21 protein-coding genes are annotated in these 21979 nt (G+C 72.9%); 12 read left to right on the forward strand and 9 right to left on the reverse strand.

Annotated elements, in window-relative coordinates; all coding sequences use genetic code 11:
- The first annotated feature begins 5 nt into the window (after positions 1-5).
- Positions 6-1232 carry an FAD-dependent monooxygenase gene (locus ACMXN5_RS07000; RefSeq protein WP_439674516.1) on the forward strand — a complete coding sequence of 409 codons (1227 nt, stop codon included), beginning with the start codon at positions 6-8 and terminating at the stop codon, positions 1230-1232.
- A gap of 75 nt (positions 1233-1307) precedes the next feature.
- Here ACMXN5_RS07000 and ACMXN5_RS07005 read toward each other — a convergent pair whose 3' ends face one another.
- The gene (locus tag ACMXN5_RS07005; protein ID WP_439674517.1) at positions 1308-2288 is read right to left on the reverse strand and encodes a zinc-binding dehydrogenase; all 981 of its coding nucleotides are present in this window, start codon (positions 2286-2288) and stop codon (positions 1308-1310) included.
- A 194-nt stretch (positions 2289-2482) separates the two neighbouring features.
- Here ACMXN5_RS07005 and ACMXN5_RS07010 point away from each other — a divergent pair, with 194 nt between their 5' ends.
- From ACMXN5_RS07010 to ACMXN5_RS07020, 3 genes are all read left to right on the forward strand, one after another.
- Positions 2483-3199, forward strand: a complete 717-nt coding sequence (locus ACMXN5_RS07010) for a DNA alkylation repair protein (protein ID WP_439674518.1) — start codon at positions 2483-2485, stop codon at positions 3197-3199.
- A 75-nt stretch (positions 3200-3274) separates the two neighbouring features.
- Positions 3275-3976: a Type 1 glutamine amidotransferase-like domain-containing protein gene (locus ACMXN5_RS07015; RefSeq protein WP_395785744.1), complete on the forward strand. Its 702-nt coding sequence runs from the start codon at positions 3275-3277 to the stop codon at positions 3974-3976.
- A gap of 167 nt (positions 3977-4143) precedes the next feature.
- The gene (locus tag ACMXN5_RS07020; protein ID WP_439674520.1) at positions 4144-5049 is read left to right on the forward strand and encodes an NAD(P)-dependent oxidoreductase; all 906 of its coding nucleotides are present in this window, start codon (positions 4144-4146) and stop codon (positions 5047-5049) included.
- 218 nt (positions 5050-5267) lie between these two features.
- Here ACMXN5_RS07020 and ACMXN5_RS07025 read toward each other — a convergent pair whose 3' ends face one another.
- The 3 genes from ACMXN5_RS07025 to ACMXN5_RS07035 form a co-directional block, all read right to left on the reverse strand.
- On the reverse strand, positions 5268-5672 hold the full coding sequence (locus ACMXN5_RS07025; RefSeq protein WP_439674521.1) for an SAV_915 family protein: 405 nt from the start codon (positions 5670-5672) through the stop codon (positions 5268-5270).
- Positions 5673-5836: 164 nt separating this feature from the next.
- Complete coding sequence (locus ACMXN5_RS07030; RefSeq protein WP_439674522.1) at positions 5837-6649, reverse strand: aldose 1-epimerase; 813 nt, start codon at positions 6647-6649, stop codon at positions 5837-5839.
- Positions 6650-6703: 54 nt separating this feature from the next.
- The gene (locus ACMXN5_RS07035; protein ID WP_395785734.1) at positions 6704-7663 is read right to left on the reverse strand and encodes a hypothetical protein; all 960 of its coding nucleotides are present in this window, start codon (positions 7661-7663) and stop codon (positions 6704-6706) included.
- A 260-nt stretch (positions 7664-7923) separates the two neighbouring features.
- On the opposite strand from ACMXN5_RS07035, the gene ACMXN5_RS07040 reads away from it, so the two are divergent.
- The 3 genes from ACMXN5_RS07040 (at position 7924) to ACMXN5_RS07050 (ending at position 11983) form a co-directional block, all read left to right on the forward strand.
- Positions 7924-8352 (forward strand): SRPBCC family protein, encoded by a 429-nt coding sequence (locus ACMXN5_RS07040; protein WP_380008286.1) that lies wholly within the window; start codon positions 7924-7926, stop codon positions 8350-8352.
- Between the two features lie 156 nt (positions 8353-8508).
- Positions 8509-10884, forward strand: coding sequence for a transketolase-like TK C-terminal-containing protein (locus ACMXN5_RS07045; RefSeq protein ID WP_439674523.1), 2376 nt, complete (start codon positions 8509-8511; stop codon positions 10882-10884).
- Between the two features lie 103 nt (positions 10885-10987).
- Positions 10988-11983 carry a hypothetical protein gene (locus ACMXN5_RS07050; protein WP_439674525.1) on the forward strand — a complete coding sequence of 332 codons (996 nt, stop codon included), beginning with the start codon at positions 10988-10990 and terminating at the stop codon, positions 11981-11983.
- 87 nt (positions 11984-12070) lie between these two features.
- Here ACMXN5_RS07050 and idi read toward each other — a convergent pair whose 3' ends face one another.
- The gene (gene idi, locus ACMXN5_RS07055; RefSeq protein ID WP_380008622.1) at positions 12071-12622 is read right to left on the reverse strand and encodes an isopentenyl-diphosphate Delta-isomerase; all 552 of its coding nucleotides are present in this window, start codon (positions 12620-12622) and stop codon (positions 12071-12073) included.
- 252 nt (positions 12623-12874) lie between these two features.
- Between idi and ACMXN5_RS07060 the strand changes: the two genes are divergently transcribed.
- The gene (locus ACMXN5_RS07060; RefSeq protein WP_439674526.1) at positions 12875-13474 is read left to right on the forward strand and encodes a hypothetical protein; all 600 of its coding nucleotides are present in this window, start codon (positions 12875-12877) and stop codon (positions 13472-13474) included.
- Between the two features lie 91 nt (positions 13475-13565).
- Here the strand turns inward: ACMXN5_RS07060 and ACMXN5_RS07065 are convergent, their stop codons facing one another.
- Together ACMXN5_RS07065 and ACMXN5_RS07070 are read right to left on the reverse strand one after the other, a co-directional pair.
- Positions 13566-14021, reverse strand: coding sequence for a chaplin (locus ACMXN5_RS07065; protein ID WP_439674528.1), 456 nt, complete (start codon positions 14019-14021; stop codon positions 13566-13568).
- A gap of 205 nt (positions 14022-14226) precedes the next feature.
- The gene (locus tag ACMXN5_RS07070; RefSeq protein ID WP_126642106.1) at positions 14227-14550 is read right to left on the reverse strand and encodes a chorismate mutase; all 324 of its coding nucleotides are present in this window, start codon (positions 14548-14550) and stop codon (positions 14227-14229) included.
- Positions 14551-14822: 272 nt separating this feature from the next.
- On the opposite strand from ACMXN5_RS07070, the gene ACMXN5_RS07075 reads away from it, so the two are divergent.
- Complete coding sequence (locus ACMXN5_RS07075; protein ID WP_126642107.1) at positions 14823-15224, forward strand: hypothetical protein; 402 nt, start codon at positions 14823-14825, stop codon at positions 15222-15224.
- Between the two features lie 18 nt (positions 15225-15242).
- On the opposite strand, the gene ACMXN5_RS07080 is transcribed toward ACMXN5_RS07075, so the two are convergent.
- The gene (locus ACMXN5_RS07080; protein ID WP_395785722.1) at positions 15243-15530 is read right to left on the reverse strand and encodes a hypothetical protein; all 288 of its coding nucleotides are present in this window, start codon (positions 15528-15530) and stop codon (positions 15243-15245) included.
- A 501-nt stretch (positions 15531-16031) separates the two neighbouring features.
- Between ACMXN5_RS07080 and ACMXN5_RS07085 the strand changes: the two genes are divergently transcribed.
- Positions 16032-17195, forward strand: a complete 1164-nt coding sequence (locus tag ACMXN5_RS07085; RefSeq protein ID WP_439674529.1) for an NAD(P)/FAD-dependent oxidoreductase — start codon at positions 16032-16034, stop codon at positions 17193-17195.
- Here the strand turns inward: ACMXN5_RS07085 and ACMXN5_RS07090 are convergent.
- On the reverse strand, positions 17176-17586 hold the full coding sequence (locus ACMXN5_RS07090) for a Zn-ribbon domain-containing OB-fold protein (RefSeq protein WP_395785718.1): 411 nt from the start codon (positions 17584-17586) through the stop codon (positions 17176-17178). The genes ACMXN5_RS07085 and ACMXN5_RS07090 overlap by 20 nt on opposite strands.
- A gap of 290 nt (positions 17587-17876) precedes the next feature.
- Between ACMXN5_RS07090 and ACMXN5_RS07095 the strand changes: the two genes are divergently transcribed.
- The gene (locus ACMXN5_RS07095) at positions 17877-20846 is read left to right on the forward strand and encodes an ATP-binding protein (RefSeq protein ID WP_439674530.1); all 2970 of its coding nucleotides are present in this window, start codon (positions 17877-17879) and stop codon (positions 20844-20846) included.
- A gap of 75 nt (positions 20847-20921) precedes the next feature.
- Positions 20922-21917: a 2,3,4,5-tetrahydropyridine-2,6-dicarboxylate N-succinyltransferase gene (gene dapD, locus ACMXN5_RS07100; RefSeq protein WP_439674531.1), complete on the forward strand. Its 996-nt coding sequence runs from the start codon at positions 20922-20924 to the stop codon at positions 21915-21917.
- The last annotated feature ends 62 nt before the right edge of the window (positions 21918-21979 follow it).

Consider the following 21979-nt stretch of genomic DNA (forward strand, 5'->3'; position numbering starts at 1 on the left):
CACTCGTGCGCGTTGTCGTCGCCGGAGCCGGCATCGGTGGGCTGGCCACCGCCCTGAGTCTGCACGCGGCGGGTATCGCCGACGTGACCGTGTACGAGGCGGTCGAGGAGATCCGCCCGCACGGGGTCGGGATCGACCTGCCCCCACCCGCCGTTCGCGAACTGGCCGCGCTGGGCCTGTACGACGACCTCGCCGAGATCTCGGTGGCCACCACGGAACTGGTCCACCACGACCGTTTCGGCGGCCGGATCCACACCGAGCCGCGCGGTCTGGCCGCCGGCCACGCCTGGCCACACCTGTCGGTCCATCGCGGCGAATTGCAGATGCTCCTGGTGCGCGCCCAACTGGCCTGGCTGGGCGCCGAGTCGCTGCGCACCGGCCTGCGGCTGAGCGGATACGCGCAGACCGCGGCCGGGGTCACGGTCGAACTGACCGACCGGGACGGGAACATCGTCATCGACGAGGCCGACGTGCTGATCGCGGCCGACGGGATCGACTCGGCCGGGCGGGCGCTGATGTATCCGGGCGAGGGGCCGCCGTCGTGGCACGGCCGGGTGCAGTGGCGCGGGATCTCGCCCGCGCCGGACCTGCTCACCGGGCACACCACGATCGTCGCCGGGGACGGCGTGCGGACGTTCGTCGCGCACCCGCTGCGGGCGGCCGAGGGGGAGCGGCCCGCGCTGCTGAACTGGGTCGCCGAGCGGCCGTCGGCCGGGCCGCCGCCCGAGCGCGGCGACTGGCAGCGGCCGGCCGAACCGGACACGGTGGTGGGCTATTTCGCCGACTGGGAGTTCGACTGGCTGGACGTGCCGGCGGTGATCGCCGACGCGGACGTGGCGTACGAGTACCCGCTGATCGACCGCGACCCGCTGCCGAGCTGGTCGGACGGGCGGGTGACCCTGCTCGGCGACGCCGCGCACGCGACCTTCCCGAGGGGCGCCCACGGCGCGGCGCAGGCGATCCTGGACGCGGCGGTGCTCGCGCACGAACTGGCCGCCCACGCTGACCCGATCGACGCGCTCGCCCGGTACGAGGAGCGGCGCCGACCGGCGACGACGGCACTCCAGGCGGCGAATCGTGCACCCGGTCCGGGCATCCTGCTCATGCTCGCGCACGAGCGGGAGCCCGAGGGGTTCGCCGACCTCGACGCGGTGATCCCGCCCGACGAGCAGGCGGAACTCGCGGCGTTGGAGCGGGAGATCGGCGCAGCCAACCGGGACACTTCGGGCTGACCCGCACCACCGCGACGGCCCGCCGCTCGAACGGCGGGCCTGCGGCGGGGGCGGCCGTTCGACGATCGAGCGGCGTCAGGGGATCAGGACGACCTTCCCGACGGTCTGCCGGTCGCTCAGCGCGGTGTGTGCGGCGGCGGCCTCGGCCAGCGGGAACGTGGTGACCGCCGGGGTGAGTTCGCCCGCCGCGGCGGCGGCCAGGGCCTGCTCGGCGAGGGCCTTGATGCCGCCCGGACGGTTCATCATGCGCGGGCCCAGCGGGTTCTCCACGCTCACCCCGGCCGCCGCGGCGACCTCGTCCAGGTCGGCGATGGCCGCGCCCGAGGACCAGCCGTAGGTCACCACACGACCGCCGCGGCGGACCAGGTCGAGCCCGGTGCGGCCGATCTCGCCGCCGACGCTCTCCAGCAGCACCGTCACCGGCCTCCCGCCGAAGCCCTCGCGCACCCGGTCGGCCCAGTCGGCGGCGTTGTAGTCCACCGCGAGGTCGACGCCGGTCTTCGCCACCGCCTCGACCTTGGCGGGTCCGCCGGCCGCCCCGATCACCACCGCGCCGAGCCGGTGCGCGGCCTGGACCAGCAGCGTGCCCAGGCCGCCCGCCGCGGCGGTGACCAGCACCACGTCGTCGGCGCCGATCGCGGCCACCTCCAGGATGCCCATCGCGGTGCGCCCGGTGCCGACCATCGCCACCGCGACCTCGGCCGCGAGGTCGTCGGGCAGGGGCAGCAGGGCCTGGTCGTCGACGATCGCGAACTCCGCGTAGCCGCCGCCCCGGTTGCCCAGGTGCGCCACCACGCGGCGACCGACCAGGGTCGGATCCACCCCGGCGCCGACCGCGTCCACGGTGCCGGCCACCTCGCGGCCGAGGGTGGTGGGCAACTCCGGCTCCGGGAAAGGCCCTTCCACCCGCCCCGTGCGCAGCATCACGTCGACCAGGTGTACCCCGGCCGCGGCGACCGCGATGCGCACCTCGCCAGGGCCCGGCTCCGGTGTCGCCACCTCTTCGAAGCGAAGGTTCTCGGCCGGACCGAACTCGTTCAATCGCATCGCGCGCATCGTGCACTCCTGGGTTTTGTGCCGGCCCATTCGGGACGGGCCGGTGCCGACGGGGCCAACGGAGACCGGACCGGAGCGCATTCCCCCCGATCGCGATGCGAGAATTCTCGAACTTCAAGTCGACTTCATGTCAAGCGCACCGAACCCCCTGCGCACATCCGCACACCGTGACGCGCACCGCTTACGGTGGGCCCATGTTCGATCCCGACGAAGCCACCACGGCCCTGCTCGCCGACCTCGCCGCGGTCGGCACACCGGCACGCGCCGAGGCCGAGAAGGCGTATCTCAAGAGCGATCTCGACTTCCTCGGCGTTACGGTGCCGGTGCTGCGCAAGACGGTGACCGCCGCGACGCGTGCCCGGCCCGCGCCGACCCGGGCCGAACTGCTCGCCTGGGTCGAGGCATTGTGGGCCCGGCGGCTGCACGAGAGCCGCTTCGCGGCGATCGAACTGTTGCGGATCCATCTGCGCGTGCTCACCCGCGCCGACCTGCCGCGGATCGAGCGGCTGATCCGGGAGGCGGCCGGCTGGGTGTATGTGGACACGCTCGCGGAGAAGGTCGCGGGCCCGCTGATGGGCCGTACGCCCGCCGACTTCGGCACCGCCGACGCCTGGGCCGCAGATGCCGACTTCTGGGTGCGTCGCTCGGCGCTGCTCGCCCTGCTGCCCGGCGTCCGGGCCGGCGCGCCCGACCTGGTCCGATTCGACCGCTACGCGGATTCGATGCTGGACGAGAAGGAGTTCTTCGTCCGGAAGGCGATCGGCTGGGTGCTTCGGGAGATCTCCAAGCGGGATCCGGCCTACGTGATCGCGTGGACCGAGGCGCACCGGTCCCGGATGTCCGGGGTGACGTTCCGCGAGGCGGTGCGCCGGCTCCCCGAGGCGGACGCCGCCCGGCTGCGGGCCGGGTGATCGGCGCGCCGGCCCGCGCCCGTACCGGGGGAAAATGCCTCGTCGCGGGCGGTGCGCACGCGGCAGGATGAGCCGATGACGACACACCTGGTGGCCATGGGCGGCGGCGGATTCTCGATGAACGACGGGGCGACGGCGCTGGACCGCTACGTCCTCGACCTGACCGGCCGCGCCCGTCCCAACGTGTGCTTCGTACCGACCGCCTCCGGCGACGCCGACAGCTACGTCGAGCGGTTTCGCGGCGCGTTCGCCTCGTGGGACTGTTCGCTCGACCACCTGAGCCTGTTCAAGCGCACCGACACCGAACTCGCCGACGTACTGGCCGAGTCGGACGTGATCTACGTCGGCGGCGGCTCCACCCTCAACCTGCTCGCGCTGTGGCGCCTGCACGGCCTCGACGCCGCGCTCTCCGCCCGCGCCGCCCGGCGCGACCTGGTGGTGTGCGGGCTGAGCGCGGGCGCGCTGTGCTGGTTCGAGGGCGGGATCACCGACTCCTACGGACCTCGGCTGCGCCCGCTCGCGGACGGCCTCGGCTGGGCCCGGGGCAGCGTGTGCCCGCACTACGACGGCGAGCCCGGCCGCCGCCCGGCCTATCACGCGGCGGTGGCGGCGGGCACCCTCGCGCCCGGCTACGCGCTGGACGACGGCGCGGCGATCCACCTCGTCGACGGCGAGCCGTACCGGTTCGTGACCGAACTCCCCAAGGCGCGGGCGTACCGCGTCGAGGCGGGTCCGAGCGGCGTCAGCGAGTCGGAGCTGCCGATGGTGGGGCTCTGACCTGGATGCTTACCCTTCATCCGGTGGGTGACTTTCAAGTGGGTACTTGAGCGGCGGTCGGTGCCCGAGCAACATCGGGAACGCGCGCCGAGCTTCCCGGGGCGGTCACGACGACCCCCGGACGGTCTCGCCGCGCGTTCCCGTCACCGCCATGGAATGAGACCGACATGTCCGCCGCCGCATCCTCGTCCGCCATTCCCGTGACCGTCCTCGGCCTGGGCGCGATGGGCACCGCGCTCGCCGGCGCGCTGCTGACCGCCGGGCATCCGGTCACCGTCTGGAACCGCTCCCCCGGCCGCGCCGACACCCTGATCGCGCGCGGCGCCGCGCGGGCCGAGTCGCCCGCCGCCGCGGTCGCCGCGAGCCCGCTGGTGATCGTATGCGTGACCGACTACGCCGTCGCGGACGCGATCCTGGCCGCCGCGACCGAGGCCGGCAGCGCCGACATGTGGGCGGGCCGCACGCTGGTCAACCTGACCTCGGACACCCCCGAGCGGGCCCGGCGCACCGCCGAGTGGGCCGCGGGCGTGGGCGTCCCGTATCTCGACGGCGCGGTCATGGTGCCGACCTCCGTCGTGGGCACCCCGGGCGGCCTCCTGCTGTACAGCGGGGCGCGGGCCGGGTACGACGAGCACGCGGCGACACTGCGCGTACTCGGCCCGAACTCCCCGTTCCTGGGCGAGGATCACGGCCTGGCCGCGCTCTACGACCTGGGCCTGCTGGACTTCTTCTACACCACGATGGCCGGCCTGGTGCACTCCTTCGCGCTGGTCGGCGCCGATCGGGTGTCGGCGGGCGAGTTCCTGCCGTTCGCCCGGGGCATCCTCGGCATCCTGCCGGACATCATGACCCGGGTGGCCGGCGAGATCGACGCGGGCGAGTTCCCCGGGGATCAGGGCGACCTGGCGATGGAGGCGGCCGGCATCGGGCACATCGTGGACGCCGCCGGATCGCGCGGCCTCGACGTCGGCGTGCTCGAAGCGCTCGCCTCGGTGGTCGGCCGGGCGATCTCCCGGGGCCACGGCGCCGACGCCTTCGCGAGCATGATCGAGGCGATCCGAAACCCGGCTTGAGACGTACGAGCCGGCGAATACGAGCCGGCGAACCGGACCGGCCCGTCGACCCGTTGCGCGCGTCGGGCGGGCGGCGACGAGCGGACCGGCCTACTCGGCGTCGCCCCGGGCGATGGACAGGCCGAACTTCCGGTCCTCGCCGCCGGCACGGATCGCGTGGTGTGCGCCGGCCTCGATCCCGGGCACCACGGGCGCCATCACCCGCTGGTGACGAAAAGTCAGGCAAAGGCGGCAGGCGCCCCCGGCGCCGGCTGGACGACCCGCGTATCGAACGCGACCGGAGCAACCTCGGCGGCTCCCGCCTCGGCCCCCTCGGCCGGCCGCGCCTCGTCCCAGGCGCGGTCCACCGGCGGCGCCGACAGGGCCGGATCGATCAGCATGTGCCGGATGCCGATCTCGGCCGCGAGCGAGCGGGCCGCGCCGGTGCCGAGGCGGATCCACTCCTGGTCGACGCCCAACACCGCCCGCAGCCGTGCCACCGAGGTGAACGCCACCAGGACCCGGGCGCCCAGGGGGTCGCGGCACAACCGCACCACCCGCACCCCGGCGTCGGCCCGCACCGGCACGATCAGCACGCGCCGGGCGGTGGTCGCAGCAGCAGGTTCCTCATCGGTGATCAACACGTCCGACACGACAGCCTCCGAAGTCCGGCCCCGCCACCCTGCGCGAGCCCTGAGTCCGACGCTACGACCACCGCATACCGGGCAACCCCGCCCTTACCGCGCCCTTGATCGTCGATGAACCCATGTTGACGCCCCGTTGACGCGGGACGCCCGCCGGCGCCCGCTCACGCCCCGACGGAGGCCCACGTCCAGGTCGTCGTGGCGATCAGCGGCTCCCCGGGGCGGACCAGGTGGGTGGTGGGCGCGGTCAGCCCGTTCGGCGGGCCGGTCTCCGGCTCCACGCACACGTGGTCCACCGGCATGTCGTACACCACCGTGTAATCGCAGTCCGACGTCATCCGCAACCGCAGCGCGCCCGGCCAGAGCAGTGTCGCGTCCAGCCCGCCGGGCGTTCCGTAGCAGTCGTCCCGGGGCCCCGGGACGACCGGTATCCGCCGGCCGGTGGGCAGGTGATCCGGCCCGCGCTCCTCCTGCCAGGCGGGCTCGAAGGACAACTCCAGCGGCTCGCCGACCGCCAACCGCCGCCGAAACCACGGATGCCAGCCCGCCTGGGCCGGAAACGCCTCCGCCTCCGACTCGATCCGCAGCACCGTGGTCAGCCCGTCGGGCCGGATCGTGAAGGTCTGCTCGACCCGTCCCGCGAACGGCCACGGATCGGTCAACGCGAGCTCGAAGGCCGCCGACCCGGCGTCTCCCGCGACCTGCTTCCACGCCGCCCGATAGCCGAGCCCGTGCAACGCGTGCGGAGGCGCGTCGGCGGGGAACTCGTGGACCGCACCGGCGAATTCGAACCGGGCCCCGCCCATCCGGCCCACCCACGGCACCATCGGATAGCTGCCCCACTCCTCGGGCCGCTCCCCCCGCGTCCGGAGCAGTTCGAGCCCGTACGCCCGCAGCGAGCCGAGCCGGCACCCGGCGTCCGGCAGAATCCGCGCCTCGGCGCCTTCGGAACGCAACCACACTTCGCCGTCGATCATGGGCCGCAGATTACGCGCAGCGCTCCCGCCCCCGACCCGCCCGCCCCGGCGACCTCAGATGTACAGGAAGTGCGGCGACAACACGATCACCGACGGTACGAGCAGCGCCGCCGCCGTGAGCACCCGCAACCCCGCCGACGCGACCGGAGCGCCCACCCGCACCCCCGCGACGGCCACCTCGGGGTGTGCCGCGGCGTGCGTCTGGTGCACGATCAGCTCCTCCTGGCGCTGCTGCGGCCAGGCGAAGCACGGGCAGAACGGCCCGCCCGCCTGGCCCGGCCCGGACAGCTTGACGATGGCCCGGCGCAGATTGGCCCGCGCGATGGACCCGCGCACGTCGGCGTCGGCTGCCTTCTCCGACAGTTCGGCCGCGTGATCGGCCCAGTCGGCGAAGAAGCGCACCCCCGGGTACGCGTCGGCCAACGTGTCGGCGCAGACCATCCATTGCGCGTCGCGCCGGCGCAGGTGCCCGGCCATGTGGGTCAGGACCGCGTTCAACTCCTCCGGGCGCAGCAGGTCCAACGCCCGGGTGGTGGCCTCCACGCGCGGCGGCCGGGACGGCAGCAGCACCAGGCGCGGCGCCTCGTCCTCGACGATCACCAGGCGCGGTCGGCCGCCGTCCTCCTCGTCGAGCAGCGGCGCCGAGTTCTCCAGCCGGTCCAACTGCACCCGCAGCGCGCGCCGATAGTCGCGCATCGCGCCCGCGCCCCGATGCCAGCCGAACGCCACGAGCAGCAGTGCGAGGATCGCGACGGTGATCTGCGCGGGCAGCGGCACGTGCGGCATGCCGATCCGCGGGTCGAATCCGGCCGCGCGCATCGGCGCCTGCCACAGGTCGGGGGTGTAGACGGGGACGGCGAGCACGAACGAGGCGAGCACCCCGCCCGCGGCGGCCCGCCAGGCACGCTGCACGTGTCGGGGGCTGAAGCCGCTGCGTTCGGCCCGGCGCAGTACGCGCGGGGCGGTCACCAGGATGGCCGCCGCGAAAGCCGTCAGCACAAGTCCGTACAACACGTCCCCGCCGCCCCTTTCCGGCCTCGTCCGTTCGGTGACCCGTCCGGCCCTGCAACGGTTCTAGGCGCCAAGTGGTTTCCGCGTCCAGGAGACAGGCCACATCGGTCGGGTGATTTATTCGGCCGACACCAACCACCCGGTGGTATTGCGGACCCGCCACGGACCCGGATCGAATCGTGGTCGAAACCGCGTCCGAAAGCGCGCCGAATTGCATCGTCGCACCTCCACGCGCGTAATTCCGAACCGACAGGAGTTCGTTCATGCACGAGTTTTCGCGTTCCGCTGTGATCGCCGCCACACCCGACCGGGTCTGGGCGGTGATCGGCGACTTCGGCGCCCTGGGCGACTGGCACCCGGTGGTGCCGCCGAGCACGATCGAGGGTGGCGGCGACGCCAACACCCCGGGCGCGATACGGGCGTTCGCGATCGACGGCGAGGTGCTCTCGCGCGAGGAACTGCTCAGCCACGACGACGCCGCGCACCGGATGAGCTACCGGCTGATCCAGGTGCCGCTGGCCGTGACGGACTACGTCGGCACGCTGGCGGTACATCCGCACGCGGACGGCAGCGAGGTGGTCTGGTCGGCGACCTACGAGGGCGAGCCGGACGTGGTGGAGACGGTGGACGCGGTCTTCGCCGAGGGCACGTACGGAGCGGGCCTGGCCGCACTCCGGGAGCGCTTCGCGTAGGCGAGCCGCCACCCACAGGGCCACGCCGGCCGCCCCGACCCCGGTCCCCGGGCGGCCGGGGCTCGGCCGCGCCCACCCGCCGCCTCCCGGCGCGCGTATCGCATGGTGAGACGATCGCCGTATGCTTCGGCCACCCCGACCGATCTTGAGGTGACCATGCACCGCAGCGACACGGACCACGCCGCGTCCGCTCTCGGCATCGACCTGTCCGTCCTCGAAGCCGTCCAGCGCCGCGTCCTGTGGCTCGCGACGCGCATCGTCGACTCGGCCAACCACGACCGGCCGAACGCCGACGGCATCAAGGTCGGCGGCCACCAGTCGTCCTCCGCGTCGCTGGTCTCGGCGATGACCGCGCTGTGGTTCGCCCACCTCGACGGCCCCGACCGGATCAGCGTCAAGCCGCATGCCTCGCCGGTCTTCCACGCGATCCAGTACCTCCTGGGCAACCTGGACCGGTCCTACCTGACCACGCTGCGCGCCAAGGGCGGCCTCCAGTCGTACCCCTCCCGGACCAAGGACCCGGACCGCGAATGGGTGGACTTCTCCACCGGCTCGGTCGGCCTGGGCGCGGCGGCGCCGCTGTTCGGCGCGGCCGCCCGCCGCTACGTCGACGCGCACTTCGGCGCGCGTCCGGCCTCGCGCTTCGTCGCGCTGCTCGGCGACGCCGAGTTGGACGAGGGCAACATCTGGGAGGCCATCGCCGACCCGGCCACCCAGGGCCTGGGCAACGTGATGTGGCTGGTCGACTTCAATCGGCAGTCGCTCGACCGGGTGGTCCCCGGGGTCCGGATCGACCAGTGGCGCGGCCAGTTCGAGGCGGCCGGCTGGCATGTGGTGGAGGTCAAGTACGGTCGCCGGCTCCAGGCCGCGTTCGAGCGGCCCGGCGGCGCGGCGCTGCGGGCCTGGCTCGACGCGATGCCCAACGAGCAGTACCAGGCGCTGTTCGGCCTCGCCGACGCGGACGTGCGCGCGCACTTCCTGGACGGCGCGCCGGCCGACGTCGCGGCCACCGTCGCCGACGTGCCCGACGCCGAGCTGCACACGCTGGTCACCGACCTCGGCGGGCACGACATCGCCGCCCTGCTCGACGCCTACCGGCGCTGCGACGCGGTCACCGACCGGCCCAGCGTGGTCTTCGCCTACACGGTCAAGGGCTGGGGCCTGCCGCTCGCGGGCAACCCGCGCAACCACTCCGCGCTGCTGACCACCGATCAGGTCGCGGCGCTGCGCGCGGAGTTCGGCCTGAGCGAGCGCACCGAGTGGGATCGCTTCGACGCCGCCACACCCGAGGGCATCCTGGCCGGGCAGCGCCGCGAGCACCTGGCCCGCGCGCCCAGGCCGGGCCCGCTGGGCGTGCCGGTCGCCGCCTCGACGAATCAGCGCATGGGCAAGCCGGTGTCCACCCAGGAGACCTTCGGCCGGGTCCTGGTCGACCTCTCCCGCGACCCGGCGCTCGCGCCGTACCTGGTCACCACCGCCCCCGACGTGGCCACCTCGACCAACCTGGCCGGCTTCATCAACCGCACCGGCGTGTTCTCCCCCACCGAGCGCCGGGCCTGGTCGGGCGAGGGCGCGCTGAAGTGGGTCGAGGGCCCCGGCGGGCAGCACATCGAACTGGGCATCTCCGAGATGAACCTGTTCCTGCTGCTCGAACAGCTCGGCCTGGCGGGCGACCTGTCCGGCCAGCCGCTGATCCCGATCGGTACGGTCTACGACCCGTTCGTGTGCCGCGGCCTGGACGCGTTCATCCACGCCGTCTACTCCGGCTCGCGCTTCATCGTGGCCGGCACCCCCTCCGGGGTCACCCTGGCCCCCGAGGGCGGCGCGCACCAGTCCACCATCACCGCCTCGATCGGCCTGGAGCTGCCCGGCACCACGCTGATCGAGCCCGCCTACGGCTCGGCCCTCGACTGGCTGCTGTGCGACGCGGTGGGGCGGATCGCGGGCGGCCCGGACCACGGGGTCGAACCGGACAACGGCGCCTACTACTTCCGGCTCACCACCCGCCCGATCGACCAGGCGCCGTTCGAGGCCGCCCGGACCCGGCTCGGCGACGCGGTGTTGCGCCGGCAGGTCCTCGCGGGCGGCTACCGGCTCCTGGAGGCGCCCGACCTGCCCGGCGCGCCGAGTGTGTACCTGGCCGCGTCCGGCGCGGTGTTGCCCGAGGTGCTGACCGCCGCCCACGAGCTGCGCGACGAGGGCATCGCGGCGCATGTCGTGGACATCACCTCGGCGGACCGGCTCTACGCCGCCTGGCAGCGCACGCTGCGCCAGGGGGTGCGCACCGCGACCACGCCGTCCGCGCCCGGTGCGCTGCGTACCGCGTTCCCGTACCGCGCGCCGGTGGTCACCGTGCACGACTCCTCCTCGCACACCCTGGCCTGGCTCGGCTCGGCACTCGGCGTGCCGTGTGTACCGCTGGGTGTGGACCAGTTCGGCCAGACCGGCCGGATCGAGGACCTGTACGAACTGCACGACCTGCTGCCGGGTTCGATCGTCAACGCGGCGCTGGCCGCACTGTCCCTGGCCTGAGCACCCCCGCCGGGCGGGGCCGCCCCCGCTCCGCCCGGCTCGCTCACGCGTACGGTATGCGTGCTGACGCAGCGTTCGGCCGGACCGAGGCGAGGAGTGGTGGATGCGACACGGGGGCGTGGGACGACGGTGGAGCGCGTGGGCGGCGGCGGGCCTGACCGCCGCCGTCGTGCTGACGGGGTGCTCGTCGGACTCCGGCGGCGGCAAGGACGACAAGGGCGGGGACAAGGCGGGCGGCACCGGGGGGCCGTCGGCCGGCGCCCCGGCACCCGGCGGGGCGGGCGACAAGGACCCCAGGGCGGTCTGGGCCGCGCTCGTCGCCGCGACCACCACGCAGCAGGTGGTCGAGTACCACGGGGTGCGTACCGCGGCCGGCGACACCGCCAAGGAGGCGACGGTCAAGGAGGAGTTGTGGTCCTGGTACGACGCGGGCGCGGGGTCCGCGTTCACCGACCGCGCCTACCAGGTCGCCGCCGACGCGCCGATCAAGCGCTCCCAGTGCGAGGCGGGCCGGGAGTGGAGCTATAACAACGCGCTCAAGCAGTGGAGCGACACGAAACGCACGTGTGTCGTGGACATGGCCCACGAGGGCAAGTACGTCGGCGACGGCATCCTGCCGACCGGACTGACCGCCGAGCAGGCGAAGACCTTCGCCGCCCAACTCGAGGCCACCCCGGGCTGGTTGACCCCCTCGGCGGTGGAGCCGGCGCAGCAGGGCGGCAAGTCCTGGCTGCGCCTGACGGTGGACCTCAAGCCGCAGCAGAACGGCGGCGCGGCGGCCAACACCGATCTGTTGCTCCGGGCGTTCCGGGCCACGATCCCCGACTTCACCAAGGGGCCGTACCAGATCGAGAACTTCGGTCAGCAGAGCGGCTCGCCGGTGCGCGCGGTGTTCTGGCTGGACCCGGCCACGCACCTGCCCGCGTACTCCGAGGTGAGCACGACGGTGGTGGACAAGGGTGTGGCCACCGGCGCGACGCGGCACCTGCGCACCGAGTACGTCTTCGGCGGCGCCGCGCCCAAGCCGGATCGCGCCACGCTCGTCCCGGCGCCCGCGCCGAGCTGGCCGGACCAGGGCACCAAGCCGCCCCAGGCCTGACGGGGCGGGACGGACGGGAAACGAGAGGGCGATAAGCGAGAGGGCGGGCCCGGTGTTCCGGACCCGCCCTTTCCGCTCGGGTGTCCCTCAGCGTGCGGCCAGCGCCGCCAGCGGTGCGCGCACCGGTTCGAGCACCGCGCTCAGCCACGCGGTGTGATCGTGCTCGGCCAGCCACGCGTCGAGCTCGTCGAGCGGCACGTACGCGACGTCGTCGACCTCCTCGGCGTTGAGCCCGAGTTCGCCGCCGACCAGGCCGACGAAGAGGTGGTTGAACTCCTTCTCGACCAGGCCCGAGACCTCGTCGGTGACGTCGTAGGTCACCAGACCGGCCGGTTCGAGGACGGTGGGCTTGGCGCCCAGTTCCTCGGTCAGCCGGCGCAGCACCGCCTCCCGGGGCTCCTCGCCCGGGAACGGGTGGCTGCAACACGTGTTGGACCAGCGTCCCGGCGAGTGATATTTCGTCAGTGCCCGGCGCTGCATCAGTACCCGGCCCTGCTCGTCGAGGAGGAAAACCGAGAACGCCCGGTGCAGCAGACCCGGCGGCTGGTGTGCCTCCAGTTTCTCCGCGAGGCCGATGGTGTTCCCCTGCGGGTCCACCAGTTCGACCATGACCCGACCGTCCGGCTGCTCCTGCGCCATGTGCTCTCCCTGCTGTTCGGCCTTGCTCAGCACACTATCCGGCACGCGCGGCGCGGATCCGCCGATCCCGGGCCGGGCCCACCCCAACGTGTCGTGCGCCGCCTACATCGTTGTCTGTACGGCGGGATCCGCCCTGTCGACGATCCGCCGCGGGCGCGCCCGGGAGAGGCTGGTGGGGTCCGTTCGAGGCCGCCGTCGCCCGCCCGGGCCCGGGGTCGGAGGGGCCCGCAACCGCCCGAGGGAGAGATCGCCGTGGTCGTCGCCATGATCGTGGCCTGCGAGGTGGGCTTCTGGGTGCTGATCGCCCTGGGCCTGCTCAGCCGCTACGTGCTGCACCGCCGGCGGCTGAGCAACGTGTTCCTGTACGCCACCCCGCTGTTGGAGGTGATCCTGCTCGTGGTCGCCGTGGTGGACCTGCGCGGCGGCGCCACCGCCGGGTCGCGGCACGGGATCGCCGCGCTGTACATCGGGACGACCGCGGTCTTCGGGCACCGGGCGATCCGCTGGGTGGACCAGCGGGTGGGCTACCACTTCCTGGGCGGCCCACTGCCCTGGCGACCGCCGCGGCGGGGCCCGGAGCGGGTCCGCTACGAGGTCGTGGAGTTCGCCCGCGTGGTGGCCGCGATGGCGATCGCCGGGGCGCTGCTCGGCGTGCTGATCCTGATCACCGGCGACGCCGACTGCACCGAGGCGCTGCGCGGGTTCTTCGGGGTGCTGGGCGGATTCACCCTGATCTGCCTGGTGATCGGCGTGTACGGCGTCTGCGAGGCGTTCGGGAAGCCCCCGAAGGACAAGCCCGCGCCGCGTCGGCTGCGCGAGCCCGACCCGGTGGAGCGCACCCCGGTGGGCTGACCCACCCGCCCCGGCCCGGAAACCGGCCGCGGCCCCGGCACACCTGGGAGGTGTGCCGGGGCCGCGGCCGGTACGGCCGTGATGTGGGTGCTCAGCCCATCATCGAGCCGGCGGCACCGCTCGCCAGGGCGGCCAGACCGGTCGGGTCCTGGCAGTCGTCGGTCGGCGGCACGTGCGGCGGCGGGGGCAGCTCCGGCGGGCAGTCGTCGACCGGCGGGGCCGGCGGCGGACAGTCGTCGGTCGGCGGGACGTGGTGCGGCGGCGGGGCCGGGTGGCCCGGCTGACCCGGCTTCGGCAGCTCCACCCCGTCACCGTTCACGCAGGTGTTGCCGAACGTCGGGTTGATCGCCGCGATGACGTTCACGGTGTTGCCACAGACGTTGACCGGCACGTGCACGGGCACCTGGATGTTGTTGCCGGAGAGCACGCCGGGCGAGTCGACGGCGGCGCCATCCGCCTGGGCGGACGCGAACGCCTGGCCCCCAACCGAAACCGAACCGCCGAGAATGGCGGCGGTGACGACCGCACCCTTGGTGAGCTTGTTCACTGGTAGTTATTCCCATCGATCGATAGACGGTGGAACCGGGGTTCCGCGACGTCCAACGCGCGAGGGGTGATGCCGGTGACGGGGAGCGCGCGATCTTCCCCCGTAAGTAGCAAGCCGCGCAGGGGAGAACGCCGGACCGCACCGACGCGGGGACCGCGCACGTCCGCGATCGATTCAACGAGCCGGACGGCGATCGATCACGCGATCACGCGCCGGCGATCGCCTTGTGGTGGTGAATCACCTCGGCGACCAGGAAGTTGAGGAACTTCTCCGCGAAGTCCGGGTCGAGCTTGGCGCTCTCGGCCAGCGCGCGCAGCCGGCGGATCTGTACCGCCTCGCGCGCCGGGTCGGCCGGCGGCAGCCGGTGCTCGGCCTTGAGCACGCCGACCCGCTGGGTGCACTTGAACCGCTCGGCCAGCAGGTGGATCAGGGCCGCGTCGATGTTGTCGATGCTGTCCCGCAGGTCCAGCAGCTCGGCGGGCTTGTCGGGCGCCTCGCCCGACCTTTCGTCAGTGGTTCCGTTGGCCATAACGGGTGACCCTACCCGGCGCCCTCGCGCGGGCGGAGGCACGCGCGCCCACGGGCCCGCCGCGGCTCCCCCGGACGCCCCGTCCCCGGGCCCACCCGGCGATCCGAGGAAATGTCACCACCTGTCATCTCTCGTTCTGCCAGGTGTCACATCGCCACCTGCGGGGGACCCTCTGAGTACGGTCCGCGCCGTCGGCTGTCCCTGCCGTGTCGCGACGACCGTTCGGCCGTACTCGTGGGATGCGGGCGGAACTGCGGTAGGGGGCGAACGACATGATGGAGGAAGTGCGTCTGACGCCGAACGAGCGGCGGATGCTGGAGGAGATCGAGTACGAGCTGCGCAAGGACGAGGAGTTGGACCTCGCGCTGCGCACGATGCGTCCTTCCCGCAACCGTCGGCGCGGCGGTGCGCGCGGCCGGGTCGTCCCGGGCGCGGGCTCGATGCCGGCCTCGGGGCGCGCCCGCCGAAGGATGCGCCGCCCGACGCTCTCCGGCACCTGGCACGTGCTGTTGCTCGTCGTGTTGTTCGCGGCGGTGTTCGCGGCGCTGATCACCACGTCCGGCGCCTACCTGGTGGTGATCGCGTTCGCGCTGATCATCATGGGCTGCACCACCACGCTGGTCTGGCTGTGTGTGTCCTTCCTCCTGCGTCGCGGTGGCGGCGGCCGGACCTGATCGGTCACGGGAGGCGGATCACCGGGCTCGATGGTCGCGACCGGCGGTCGTGCGGCCGAGGCCGCGACCGCGGGCCGCGACCGCCAGCGTGCCCGCCGGGGCGGCCACACCGAGCAGCAGCGCGGCGTCCAGCGCGCCCATCCCGCCCGGGCCGATCGAGTAGAACACCAGCGCGAGCGACGCGAACATGCACATCAGCACCGCGGCCGTCATGCGCTCGGCGCGGCGCGCCCGGGTGAGCAGCCACAGGCAGCCGCCGAGGCCGACGAACAACGTCGCCAGAGCGGCGATCGCGGTGGTGGTCATCGCGTCTCCTGTCTTCCTGCTGCGTTCGAACGGGCCCTGTTTCGGCGGTCTACCCGAGGCGACCGCGATGATGCGCGACCCCACCGGAATCGAATCCTAGCCGTCATGTACCCCCATGGGGTATATGATCCGGCCATGACACCCACCACTGCCCCCTGCGGCGGCACCGCGCGCCTGGATCTGCTCCGACGCGCGGGGTCCGCGACCGTTCGAGTGACGCTCGCCGTCGAACGTTGCCGACGCGCCTGCGTCCGGCGACGCGGGTAATACCGCCCGACCGGGACCCGCGCGAGATCGATCGGCCCGCGCCGGACACCGTGCGTAACACCGCCGTTACGCTCGCGTCGAAAGCCGGAAACGGTCGGGCTGTTCACTCCGGGCGAGATCGGTTCCACTCCCGGGACCGGGCCCCCGACCCAGGTGACGGCGCGAGATGACGACACAGGACCGTACGACGGCGCCCCCGCGCCCCGGCCGACCGCCGCGCCCGGGGGCGATCCGATGACGCCGGACTCGCCGGTGGCCGACGTGGTGATCGTCGGGTCCGGCCCCGTGGCCATGGCGATCGGCTACGCGTTCACCCAGCGCGGGATGCGCGACGTGCTGGTGTGCCCGGCCGGGAGCGACGACGCGGCGGCGCTCGGCGTCTTCGGGGCCTTCGGGGCCTTCGGCGGCCCCGGACCGGGCGGCGGCGCCGTGTACCGCCCCGCGACCGCGCCCGCGCTCGCGGCGATGGCCGCGGCGGGCATCCGGCTGTTCGAGAACGCCGCGGAGGAACTCGGCGAGGACGTGGGACTCCGTCGCTGCGGTCGACTGGTCGCGGTGGCCGCCGCCGATCCGGACGCGCCCGACGCGGGTGTCGGGATGCCCCGCGCCCTCGGCATCGGCGTGCGGCGGATCTCGCCCGAGGAGGCCGGTACACACTGGCCCGAACTGATCGTCGACGTGTCCACCGACTTCACCTACGACCCCGGCGCCGGCTACGCCGACACCCGACGCACCGCCCGCGCCTTCGCCCGCGCGGCCCGCCGCGCCGGCGCCGCGTTCCTGCCCCGCGCGCCGGCGGTGGGCCTGTCGGCGCGCCGGGACCGGATCACCGGGGTGCGCCTGGGCGACGGCCGCGAGGTGGTGTGCGGCACGGTCGTGGTGGCCGCCGGGGTCGACACGCCCGCGCTGCTCGCACCGCTCGGGGTGAGCCTGCCGCTGCGGGCCGCCCGCGAGGTGGCGGTCCGGGTCCGGGTCGGCCGGGCGCTCGGCGAACGACCGGTCCTGGTCGACCCGTCCGGCCGCTGGCTGCGCCCGGACGGTCCGGACCGACTGCTCGTCGGGATCCCCGACCCGGGCGCGGCCGACGCCGACGCGGCCGCGCACGCCCTCGCCCTCCTGGCGGCGCGGCTGCCGGACCTGCCCGACCCCGTCCCGGAGGCCGTGTTCGACATCCGGTGCGACGCCGGGCCCGATCACCTGCCGCTGATCGGACCGACCGGCCCCGACGGGCTGTTCGTCGCGGCCGGCTGCGACGAGCACGGACTCGGCGTGGTGCCGGCGGTCGGCATGCTGACGGCCGATCTGCTGTGCGACGGCGCGAGCGGCCGACCGGACATCCCGGCCGGCGACTTCCGCCCGGACCGCGCGGCGGGAATCCTCAGCCCCGGTCGGGCGTGAAGAACGGCAACACCCGTTCCTCTCCCGTCGGTCGCAGGTCCACCCGCACCCGCATCCCCGAATGGATCTCCGCCGGTTCGACCTCGACCAGATTGGTGAGCATGCGATAGCCCTCGTCCAGATCCACGATCGCCACCGCGTACGCGCCGCCGAACGAGCGCGCCTCGGGCCGGCGCACCACGGTCCAGCTGTACACGCTCCCGCGGCCGGCGCTGGTGGCCCACTGGAGCGCGCGCGACGAGCAGCCCCGGCACATCTCGGTGGGGGCGAAGTTCGCCGTATCGCACGCCCCGCACCGCTGATAGCGCAACTCGCCCGATTCGGGCGGGATCCGCACCGACGCGGCAGGAGTGACGGGTACACCGATCTGCGGTCCCAACACGGGTGTCACGGCCTTTCTGGTCGAACATGCCTCGTCGAGTTCTGCGGGCCCGCCGGCGGTCGAACACGAGCCCCGGCTGCATGCTCGCGCACCAAGCGCCCGGTTGCCGAATCGACCGCACTTCCGTTCCCGTTCCGAAATCGGGCCACTCGAAGAGAGGACGTCGACAGGACTTCTCGGCCAAGTCAAAGACATGGCTTGCGTGATTGGCGCAGGATGGGTAACGCAAGTGATCCGCCACGGCGCGTAATCGGTCCGCGCGGGCTCGGGGTGGGGACGCACGGCAGAGAGGTTGCGCGATGACGGCAGGACGCACGGCAGCGCGCCCGGAAGGCACGGGGCGCGAGCACACACCCGATCCCGCTTCCGTCGCGGAGCCCATGCCGCTGGTCGAGCGCGAGCCTTTGCAGCGCGAACTCCGCGAAAACATGGCCGCGGTGCGCCGAACCGGCACGGGCCGCGTCGCGGTCGTCAAGGGTGTGGCCGGCATGGGCAAGTCGGCCGTGCTGGACTGGACCGAGGCCACGGCGCGGACAGAGGGCTTCGAAACGCTCGCCGTGACCGGCTACGACCTGGAGAAGGTCCGCGTCTACGGCCTGGTGAAGCGGCTGTTCGTCAAGATCCATCGGCTCGACGACGCCGGCCGACGGCAACGGCTCGGCGAGTGGTACGGCGTCCTCGCCCCCATCCTGGGCACACAACCGCGCCAGCCCGAGGCGCCGCCGGACCCGGACAACGTGCGCGCCGGCCTCGACGCGGTCATGCGCAGCCACCTGCCGGCGCATGGCGGACCGCTGCTCCTGGTGGTGAACGACGCGCACTGGGCCGACTCCTCCTCGCTCGACTGGCTCGCCCGCTTCGCGCTGGAGATCGACGAGTTGCCGATCCTGTTGGTGATCTCGTATCGACCCGACGAGATCGAGGAGCCGTTGCGCCCGTCGCTGCGGGCGCTGGACAAGGTCGCGGCCACCGAGTTCGGCAAACTCGCTCCACTCACCGTCGACGGCGTCGGCTCGGTGATCCGCCGGCGATTCGCCGACCGGCACGTCGACGACGAGTTCGTCCGCCGCTGCCACCGCTACGTCAACGGTCTGCCGCAGACCCTGCGCGAACTCCTGCGCTACGTCGAGGAGAACGGGATCCCGCCAACGGCCGCCGGCATCGCGCGGTACGGCACCGAGATGGCGGACCACGCCGCCTACGCCTACCACAAGGACCAGTTCGAGGAGCGCTTCAACCGACTGGCGCCCGCGGCGCGCAGGGTGGCGATGGCAGCCGCGATCCTGACGCCGCACATGAACATCGAGCGCATCGCGACGCTGACCGGACTGAGCCCGCAGACCGTCATGGAGGCGGCGGCGGACCTCTACGGACAGGAGATCCTGACCGCGGTCGACGACGAGCGATCGGCTTGGGGGTTCACCCACTCGCTGGTGCAACGCGCGGTCTACAGCCACTGCTTCGCCCTCAGCGACCGCTGCGCGATGCACCTTCGAGCGGCCCGCATGTTGCGCGAGGACGGGTTTTCCGCGCAGAGCGCCGCCACCCACCTCCTGAAGGTGTTCGGCACCATCAACGAGTGGGCCGCCGAAACCGCGGTGAGTGCCGCGCGCGAATGTCTCGCGTCGGGTGTGCCCGAGGCGGGTGTGCGCTATCTCGAACACGCGCTCGCCCAGCTCGCGCCGAAGGAAACGCACGCCAAGATCCACTACAACATCGGCCGCGCCCACTTCGTGAACAATCCCCCGGCCAGCCTGGAACCGCTGCGGCGGGCCCTCGCCGCGTGCCCGCCGGGCACCGAACTGCGCACCAACATCGTCTGCGAACTGGGACGTTCGCTCGCGTTCAATGGTCAACTCCGCAAAAGCATCGAACTCCTGGACGAGGAGATCAAGAAGACCCCGGTCGGCCGAACCCGCCACCGGTTGTACGCCGATCTGTTCATGTGGGCCGCGTTCTGGGAGGACGACACCAGCTTCGCCTCGCGGGCGCACGACCTCCAGCGGCTGACCGTACGCCTGAGCACCGAGCAGGCCACCACACGCACGAACTGCTCGCTGTTCGCGCTGGTCGCCTGGTACGGCGTGCTCAGCGGGCGCCGGTTGCAGACCACCACCAAGTTCGCCCGCGCGGCGCTCGGTCCCGAAGGGCCGAACGGGGAGCGCAAGGGGTTCAGTTGGATCGAGGACGATTGGGGTTTCGAGATCCCGATGGTGTTCATTCTGACGTTCATCCACTGCGACCTGTTCAAGGAGGCCCGCGCGCTCTTGGACACGGGCATGGCCGAACTGCGCGACAACGGTCGCCAGCGCTCGCATCTGTCCTACGGCCACGCCTTCCAGGCGATGCTGTTCTATCGGATGGGTCGGCTCAACGACGCTCGGGAACAGGCCGAGATCGGGCTGGAGATGGCCATGAAACTCGGGGAGGACACTCCCTCGAAGTGGTACGCGGCGGGAGTATTGATCCAGACCCTGATCGCCCAGGGCGATCTCGAACTGGCCGAACACACCTCCAAGCGCATCGGCTTCGACGACGCGGTGAAGGCCGATCAGGCGGCCCGAGTGTTGCCGGTGCCCGCGATCGTGCTCGCCGAACTGCGGATCGCGCAGGGCAGGCACACCGAGGTGATCCAGCCCCTGACCGACCTCGGCGAAAAGCTCCGCGCCCGCGGCATGGACAACCCCGCGTGGTGCCCGTGGGGTCTGCTGCTCGCGCAGGCGCTGAGCCTCGAGGGCCCGTTGCAGGACCAGGAGGCGGCCAGGAATGCGGCGAAGCAGGCGGTCGCCCGGGCCGACGCGTGTTATGCCCCGGTGGCCGCCGGCCAGGCCAAGCGGGTGGCCGCGGAACTGGACGACAATCCGAACGCGCTCCAGATGTTGTGGGACGCGGCGGTCGCCCTGGAGGGCGTCGGCGCCAACTACGAATACGCCAAGGCGCTGCTCGCGTACGGTGACCGGCTGCGCAAGGACGGCCACAAACAGGACGCGATCGGAGAATTGGAGCGGGCCCGCCGAACCGCGATGGCCTGCGGTGCGATCCCGCTTCAGGCCCGGGCGACCGAGATGGTCAACGCCCTGGCCGGCAGCACCGCGCTGCCGCCGGTCGACCACGAACGCGCCGATTTCGCCGACTGGACCGAGGAATACCCGGGCGGTTACAGCCCGTACGGCATCCCACACGGCGGCAACTCCCGTCCCGACGCGGATGACGACCGTACCGAGACGTGGCCGTTCCGGGACGGGATCACGCGCGGGTCGGAGATCTGACGGAGGGCGTACAACGCGTCGGGGCGCGGTCGACCGGCGCTCGGTGTCGGTCCGGGCCTTCGGTACGGTAGCGGGGTGATCGACACTGCTGCTTCCTCCCCCGTTGGTGCCGTCGCCGCCGGCCTCGCCACGATCGCCGCCGATGGCACCGTCCTGGACACCTGGTACCCCGCACCCGAGCTGACCTCGGGCGATGTCGACGGCAAGGCCGAGACGGTGCGGCTGTCGGCCGACGAGGCCCTGGCCGCGCTCGGCCCCGACGCGATCGCGGGCCTCGGCGCCGACGCGGTGCGCGGGGTCGAGGTCGTCGCCGTGCGCACGGTGATCGCCTCGCTGGCCGCCGCGCCGGTGGACACCCACGACGCGTACCTGCGCCTGCACCTGCTCAGCCACTGCCTGGTCCGCCCGCACGGGCAGAGCCTGGAGGGCCTGTTCGGCCTGCTCCCGAACATCGCCTGGACCAACCTGGGCGCGGTGCCGGTGGACGGCCTCGCCGCGGCCCGGCTGCGCGCCCGCGCCGCGCGGGTGCCGTTCGAGGTGGCCGGGGTGGACAAGTTCCCCCGGATGACCGAGTTCGTGGTGCCCGCCGGCGTCCGGATCGCCGACGCCACCCGGGTCCGCCTGGGCGCGCACCTGGCGCCCGGCACCACCGTGATGCACGAGGGCTTCTGCAACTTCAACGCGGGCACCCTCGGCGCGTCCATGGTCGAGGGCCGGATCAGCGCCGGCGTCGTGGTCGGCGACCACAGCGACATCGGCGGCGGCTCGTCGATCATGGGCACGCTGTCCGGCGGCGGCAAGGAGACCATCTCGGTCGGCGAGCGCTGCCTGCTCGGCGCCAACGCCGGCATCGGCATCTCGCTCGGCGACGACTGCGTGGTGGAGGCGGGCTGCTACATCACCGCCGGCACCCGGGTGACCACCCCGGACGGCACGGTGGTCAAGGCCGCCGAACTCTCCGGTCGCGACGGCCTGCTCTTCCGCCGCAACTCGGTCACCGGCACGATCGAGGCGATCGCCCGGACCAAGTCGTGGGGCGCGCTGAACGAGGACCTGCACAAGAACGACTGACCGGGCGCCGCGTTGCGCGGCAGCCCGACGGGGGATCGAGAACACACCCGAGCGGGGCCGGC

Source organism: Embleya australiensis (assembly GCF_051903075.1).
Lineage (GTDB): Bacteria > Actinomycetota > Actinomycetes > Streptomycetales > Streptomycetaceae > Embleya.